The sequence below is a fragment of the Protofrankia sp. Cas8 genome (assembly GCF_963555845.1).
Taxonomy (GTDB): Bacteria; Actinomycetota; Actinomycetes; order Frankiales; family Frankiaceae; genus Protofrankia.
The window spans coordinates 109,594-116,238 of sequence record NZ_CAUVXI010000001.1 but is presented as its reverse complement, the minus strand read 5'-3'; the positions used below and the strand labels follow the sequence as shown (position 1 = coordinate 116,238).

General features: G+C 68.1%; 6 protein-coding genes. 4 read left to right on the top strand and 2 right to left on the bottom strand.

The genetic code is table 11. The features are described 5' to 3' along the window. Positions 1 to 224: hypothetical protein (locus U9977_RS00555; RefSeq protein ID WP_322747144.1), on the bottom strand; the 224-nt coding region annotated here is incomplete at its 3' end. On the opposite strand from U9977_RS00555, the gene U9977_RS00550 reads away from it, so the two are divergent. Beyond that, positions 207 to 1,049: a rhomboid family intramembrane serine protease gene (locus U9977_RS00550; RefSeq protein ID WP_322747143.1), complete on the top strand. Its 843-nt coding sequence runs from the start codon at positions 207 to 209 to the stop codon at positions 1,047 to 1,049. The genes U9977_RS00555 and U9977_RS00550 overlap by 18 nt on opposite strands. A gap of 69 nt (positions 1,050 to 1,118) precedes the next feature. On the opposite strand, the gene U9977_RS00545 is transcribed toward U9977_RS00550, so the two are convergent. Continuing rightward, positions 1,119 to 1,661 carry a hypothetical protein gene (locus tag U9977_RS00545; RefSeq protein WP_322747142.1) on the bottom strand — a complete coding sequence of 181 codons (543 nt, stop codon included), beginning with the start codon at positions 1,659 to 1,661 and terminating at the stop codon, positions 1,119 to 1,121. A 264-nt stretch (positions 1,662 to 1,925) separates the two neighbouring features. On the opposite strand from U9977_RS00545, the gene U9977_RS00540 reads away from it, so the two are divergent. The 3 genes from U9977_RS00540 to U9977_RS00530 all read left to right on the top strand — a co-directional run bounded on the left by U9977_RS00540 (position 1,926) and on the right by U9977_RS00530 (position 6,612). Continuing rightward, a complete protein-coding gene (locus U9977_RS00540) occupies positions 1,926 to 2,102 on the top strand; it encodes a hypothetical protein (protein WP_322747141.1) in 177 nt (58 codons plus the stop codon). A 292-nt stretch (positions 2,103 to 2,394) separates the two neighbouring features. Further along, positions 2,395 to 3,081, top strand: a complete 687-nt coding sequence (locus U9977_RS00535; RefSeq protein ID WP_322747140.1) for a response regulator transcription factor — start codon at positions 2,395 to 2,397, stop codon at positions 3,079 to 3,081. 144 nt (positions 3,082 to 3,225) lie between these two features. Beyond that, a complete protein-coding gene (locus U9977_RS00530; protein WP_322747146.1) occupies positions 3,226 to 6,612 on the top strand; it encodes a pyruvate carboxylase in 3,387 nt (1,128 codons plus the stop codon). Positions 6,613 to 6,645: the final 33 nt, after the last annotated feature.

Genomic DNA, 6,645 nt, shown 5'->3' with positions numbered 1-6,645 from the left:
ACTTCAACCCTGATCAGACCGTAAGCCTGGAGCGTCCCCGTCGTTTTACTGTCGTTGGTCATGATAGAGGCCGCGCCCAGACGAGGGTCGCCCGCAAGGGCGGCCCTCACCACGATCCTGGGTGGGATCGCAAGTTCCCCGCACTGCCACGCCCGCAGGCGGGAGGCGGTGGTGGGCCGGGCAGGCGCCACGGGCAGGATGAGCGTGTGGTCCTGCCGATTCACGACATCAACCCACTTCGCCGCCGGCCGATCATGACCTGGCTGTTGATCGCGGTGAACGTCGCCGTCTTCGTGCTCTTCGAGCCGATCGTGTCCTCGGTTGCCGGCTCCAGCACGTCAGCCGCGCAGAAGGTATGTGAACAGCAGCGGTTCTTCGACCAGTGGGGAGCGATTCCCGTGGAGATGCTGGAGAACCAGCGCCTTGAGACGGTACCGAGCGGCCGCTCCCCCGGTCGAAACGCCCAGGGTCAGGTGCTCTGCGAGCTGGAGTCCCCGCCGTCGTTCGTCAAGTCACCGGTGCTGTCGGTACTGACGTCGATGTTCCTACACGGAAGCTGGCTGCACCTGCTCGGTAACATGCTGTTCCTTGGCGTCTTCGGCAACAACATCGAGGACCGCATGGGACGATTGCTATATCTGATCTTCTACGTGGTGTGCGGCTACACGGCCGCGTACGGGTTCGCACTGTTCGAACCGGAGTCGACCACGACACTCATCGGCGCGTCCGGTGCGATCGCCGGTGTTCTCGGCGCCTACCTCGTGGTATTCCCGCGGGCCCGGGTCATCGGGCTCGTCACGTTCCTGTTCTTCCTGCCGTTCTGGCTGCCGGCATGGCTCGTGCTCGGCTTCTGGTTCGTGCTGCAGTACGTGTACTTCACCGGGATGGGCGTTGCCGACGGCGGCAGCGTGGCCTATGGCGCCCATGTGGTCGGGTTCGTCTTCGGCGCCGTGGCGGTCCTCCCGTTCGTCCGCGAACTGCGGGCCGCGGGGCCCCCTCGGCGTCACGCCCCCGACCACCGCTGGGTCCGCCGGACGCCCTGGTCCTGACGAGTTCCCCGCCAGCCGCCGGTCGCGCGATCATCGTTCCCCTCGCGCGGCCGGCGGCCTCAGGGAAAGCTAGGAAACCGAAACGGGCTCCGGCCGGCGCAGTCCACGCCGCCGCTTCTTCTCGCCCTTCTCAGCCTTCTCAGCTTCCACTTCCACCGCTTTCTCGACCTTCTTTGCCTTGTCGATGGCCTCGGCGGCCCGCGCAGCCGATGGCAACGCAACCTCGAGGGCGACCGTCCGCCAGCCCTCGAAGACCTCCTCGGTCCCGAACCCGTTCGCGGCCAGCGCTCGGGCCGCGCCGATGAGCTGTTCGTAGGTCCGCTGGTCGTCGACTTCGTCCGCGCTGTCGTCCTCGGTGGTCCGCTGCGACACCACGCAGCGGACCTGGAACGACACATCCGCGGGTACTGTCGCGGGTGCTGTCTGCGACAGCGGCGCGTCCGAACCGGTCCGCGTGAGCGTCCAGGTCCGGACAAACACGAACGGCTCGTCCGGGCCGGCCACCGGGAGGCCGCCGACATACTCTTCCAGGATCTTGACAACCCGTTCGACAGATGCCTGCCTTGAATCCGCACTGCTCTTACCCAGCCGCATGGCGACGTCCTCCCTCACACGTGAACAATCTCCGGACCGTGGCGGCCGCGAGCAACCTCGCGGGAATCCGGTAGCGCATCTTCCCGGATGCCCTGGTCGCTTCCCGCACCGGGGTGCTCACGAGACATTGGCGACACATCCGTTCATGAGACGTTTCAACGCCGCGACCAGGGTAAAGATCCGCTAATCGGTCTGATCAGAGACGCGGCGCGGCGTGGGCGCCGGAGATGACGCCCACGCCACCTCGGACATCGTCGGAACCCTGACCCAGAAAGGACCACTATGCGTACCCGTGCACAGGTTCCCATCGTCGCCCTGGTCTGGCTCGTCGTAGGCATCGTCATCGCAGTCAGCAAGACCTACGAGGTTCATACCGGCTCCCAGGTGGTCACCTTCATCCTGGCGGTGATCCTCTGGCCCATCCCACTACTCGGCGGAACCATTACAGTCCAGTTCTGAGATCATCTAGTTCGCAGGTCAGTTGGATGCGACGCAATGTAACTTAACGTTGTCTTTTTGGTGACGGTCATTATGGTGACGGTCTTGCCGGGTCGTCGAAGCGACGACCCGGCAACCCGGGACACCACCGGATGCTGCCGCACTGAGATCTGCCGCACACGACGCGCTGCCGCGGAAACCGGCAGCCGCCGATTAGGCGGGAGCGGGGGGTCGGGCTCCACCGACTCGGTTAGAATCTGTTTGCATAATGTGACTTGTAGTGACAGACAACCCCGGTCAGGCGGAGAATACGGTGTCGGAGAAATCTGCGAACGTGGCCGGGCCGGTTGGGATCACACCGGACGCGACTACGATCCGGGTGTTCCTTTTGGATGATCACGAGTTGGTCCGACGCGGGCTACGCGATCTTCTTGCCGGTGAGCGCGACATCGATGTGATCGGCGAAGCCGATCGCGCTGACGGTGCGGACCAGGCGATCCTCGCGACGCGGCCCAACGTCGCGATCCTCGACGCACGTCTACCGGACGGCAGTGGGATCGAGGTGTGCCGGCAGGTCCGCTCGCAGGACCCGACAATTGGCTGCCTGATCCTCACTTCGTTCGACGACGAGGACGCGCTGTTCACCGCGATCATGGCCGGAGCCGCCGGATACGTGCTCAAACAGATTCGTGGCACCGCCTTGGTGGACGCCGTGCGGCGGGTCGCGGCCGGCCAGTCGCTGCTGGACCGCACGGTGACGCCACGTGTACTCTGTCGGCTCCGGCAGGGGTCCGACCAGGGCGGGCGGCTTGCCGGCCTGACCGACCAGGAGCGTCGCATTCTCGCGCTCATCGCCGAAGGGCTCACCAACCGGCAGATCGCCACCCGCATGTTCCTGGCGGAGAAGACGGTGAAGAACTACGTGTCCAGCCTGCTGTCCAAGCTCGGGCTGGAGAGTCGGACCCAGGCGGCGGTGTTCGCCACCAGGCTCGGCGGCTAGAACGGCACCTTGACCACGGTTGCCCGCCGGAGACAACAACGGCACGTGCCCGAAAACACTGCGACAATTCATCCGGGTTGACAGCCGTCCGGGGTCGACCCAGTGAGGGGACGCTAGTCCGCGTCGTGGAGGGGTGCCATTTTGATCAACAAGGTCCTGGTCGCGAACCGCAGTGAGATCGCTGTCCGTGTCTTCCGAGCCGCGAACGAACTGGGCCTACGTACTGTCGCCGTCTACACGCCCGAAGACGTGGGTTCGCTACACCGGATAAAAGCCGATGAAGCATATGAACTCGGCGAACCGGGGCATCCCGTCCGGGGATATCTGGATGTCGACGCCCTGCTGGCCGTGGCGAAACGGGTCGGCGCGGACGCGCTGCACCCGGGCTACGGCTTCCTGTCGGAGAGCGAGGCGCTGGCCGAAGCGTGCGTGCTGGCCGGCATCACCTTTGTCGGTCCCCCGCCGGACGTGCTGCGCCTGACCGGCGACAAGGTGGCCGCCCGCGAGGCTGCGGTAGCCGCGGGCCTGCCGGTGCTGCGGGCCTCGGCGCCACTGACAGACCCGGCCGCGGCCGCCGACGCCGCGGCGTCGGTGGGCTTCCCACTGTTCGTGAAGGCCTCGGCCGGTGGTGGCGGTCGTGGGCTACGCCGGGTGCACCGGGCCGATGATCTCTCCGATGCGGCGGCAAGCGCGATCAGAGAGGCGGCGGCGGCGTTCGGCGATGGAACGATCTTCCTTGAGCAGGCGGTGAACCGGCCCCGCCACGTCGAGGTGCAGGTTCTCGGCGACACGACCGGAAAAGTCGTCCACCTCTATGAGCGGGACTGTTCGGTACAGCGCCGCCATCAGAAGGTCGTCGAGGTGGCGCCCGCGCCGCTGCTCGATCCGGCCGTACGTGACCAGCTGTGCGTGGATGCGCTCGCGTTCGCCCGGCATGTCGGATATGTCAATGCGGGCACGGTCGAGTTCCTGGTCGCGGCCGACGGCTCACACACCTTCATGGAGATGAACCCGCGCATCCAGGTCGAGCACACCGTGACCGAGGAGATCACCGGTGTCGATCTGGTCGCGGCCCAGTTGCGGATCGCCGCCGGTGCGACTCTGGCCGACCTGGGCCTCACCCAGGAATCGATCACGATCCGCGGGGCCGCGGTGCAGTGCCGGGTGACCACCGAGGACCCGGCGGACGGCTTCCGCCCGGACATCGGGAAGATCACCCGATACCAGTCCCCGGGCGGCCCGGGAGTCCGGCTGGACGGGGCGACCTACGAGGGTGCGCAGGTCACCCCGTACTTCGACTCGCTGCTGGTCAAGGTGACGACCCGGGGCGCCACCTTCGAGCAGGCCACCGGGCGGGCCCGCCGGGCGCTGGCGGAGTTCCGGGTCCGCGGTGTGCGCACGAACCTGACGTTCCTGCGCCGGTTGCTGGCAGAGCCGGACTTCCTGGCCGGACGGGTGACCACGTCCTTCCTGGACGACCGGCCCGCTCTGTCGGTCGGTGACGGCGGAACCGACCGGACCAGCCGCCTGCTGGACCGGCTCGCGCACAGCACCGTCAACGGCCACAAGCGACCGGCCGGCGCGTTGGTCGACCCGGTGACCGTACTGCCGTCGTTGCCCCCCGCCATGGCGCCGGCCGGGTCCCGTCAGCTTCTCGCCGAGCTCGGACCACGGGAATGGGCGGCGCGGCTGCGGGCGTCCGAGCAGCTCGCGGTCACCGACACCACCTTGCGTGACGCCCATCAGTCGCTGCTGGCCACCCGCCTGCGGACCACTGAGATTCTCGCGGCGGCGCCCGCGTACTCCAGGCTCACCCCCGAGCTGCTGAGTCTGGAGTGCTGGGGCGGGGCGACCTACGATGTGGCGCTGCGGTTCCTGGCGGAGGACCCGTGGGAACGTCTCGCCGCCATCCGCGAGCGGGTACCGAACATCTGCCTGCAGATGCTGTTGCGCGGACGCAACGCGGTCGGTTACACCCCGTACCCCGATGACGTGGTCCGGGCGTTCGTCGCCGAGGCGGCCGCAACCGGTATCGACATCTTCCGCGTGTTCGACGCGCTGAACGACATCGAGCAGATGCGGCCGGCGATCGACGCGGTCATCGAGGCTGGCGCGGTCGCCCAGGGCACGCTGTGTTACACCGGTGACCTGGCGGATCCGGCAGAATCGATCTATACCCTCGACTACTATCTCCGCCTGGCCGAACGACTCGTCGCCGCCGGCACCCACGTACTCGCGGTCAAGGACATGGCGGGGCTCCTGCGACCGGCCGCGGCGCGCATCCTGGTGACGGCGCTGCGGGCGAACTTCGACCTGCCCGTCCAGGTACACACCCACGACACCGCCGGCGGTCAGCTCGCCACCCTGCTCGCGGCGGCCGACGCCGGCGCGGACGCCGTCGACGCTGCGGCCGCGCCGCTGTCGGGTGGGACCAGCCAGCCGAACATGTCCGCGTTGGTCGCCGCCACCGACCACACCCGGCGCGCGACCGGGATCGACCTGGCCGCACTGTCCGCCATGGAGCCGTACTGGGAGGCTGCGCGTGATCTCTACGCGCCCTTCGAGGCGGGCCTGCGGGCGCCGACCGGCGCGGTGTACCGCCATGAGATCCCCGGCGGGCAGCTGACGAACCTGCGCCAGCAGGCGATCGCACTCGGACTGGGCGCGAAGTGGTCACAGGTGCAGGAGTGTTACGCCCTGGCCAACGACCTGCTCGGCAAACCCATCAAGGTCACTCCGACCAGCAAGGTCGTCGGGGACCTGGCCTTGTTCATCGCAAGCGGCGACATCGACGTCGCCACGCTGCGGGACAATCCCCAACGCTACGACCTGCCGGCGAGCGTCCTGGGCTACCTGGCGGGCGAACTCGGTACCCCGCCGGCAGGTTTCGCCGAGCCGTTCCGCGAACGCGCACTCGCCGGCCGGCACCCGGCCGCACCCGCGGCCGAGCTCAGTGCGGCGGACTCCGCGGCGCTGGCCGGCGCCGGCCGGCGGGAGACCCTGTCCCGGCTGCTGTTCCCGGGTCCGTGGAAGGACTACACCGCGGCCCTGGCCGCGTACGGCAACAGCTCGGCGATCCCCACCGAGGAGTTCTTCTACGGCCTCACCCCGGGTAAGCCGGTGGTCATCACGGTCGAACCGGGTGTCGAGACCATCGTCGAGCTACACGACATCGGTGGACCGGACGACGCGGGTATGCGCACCCTCTACCTGCGGGTCAACGGAGCGCCACGGCCGGTGTCGGTACGGGACAACTCCATCGCGCCGGCGTCCAATGCCGCCCGGCGTGCCGATCCGGGCGATCCGGCCCAGATCCCCGCAGGGCTACCCGGCCTGGTCACCTACGCAGTCGCCGTCGGCGACCGGGTCAGCCAGGGTGACCGACTCGCGACCATCGAGGCCATGAAGATGGAGGCGGCCGTCACCAGCCCACACGCGGGAACCGTCACCGAGCTGCTCCGCTCGTCCGGTGTCTCGGTCGAGGTCGGCGACCTGCTGCTCGTCGTCACCCCGGACCCGACCGGCAGCTGACCCGACCGGCAGCTGACCCGACCGGCAGCTGAC

Bases quoted from the DNA above. Each gene is read 5' to 3' on its own strand.
- U9977_RS00540 (WP_322747141.1), top strand. From the start codon at position 1,926: ATGCGTACCCGTGCACAGGTTCCCATCGTCGCCCTGGTCTGGCTCGTC.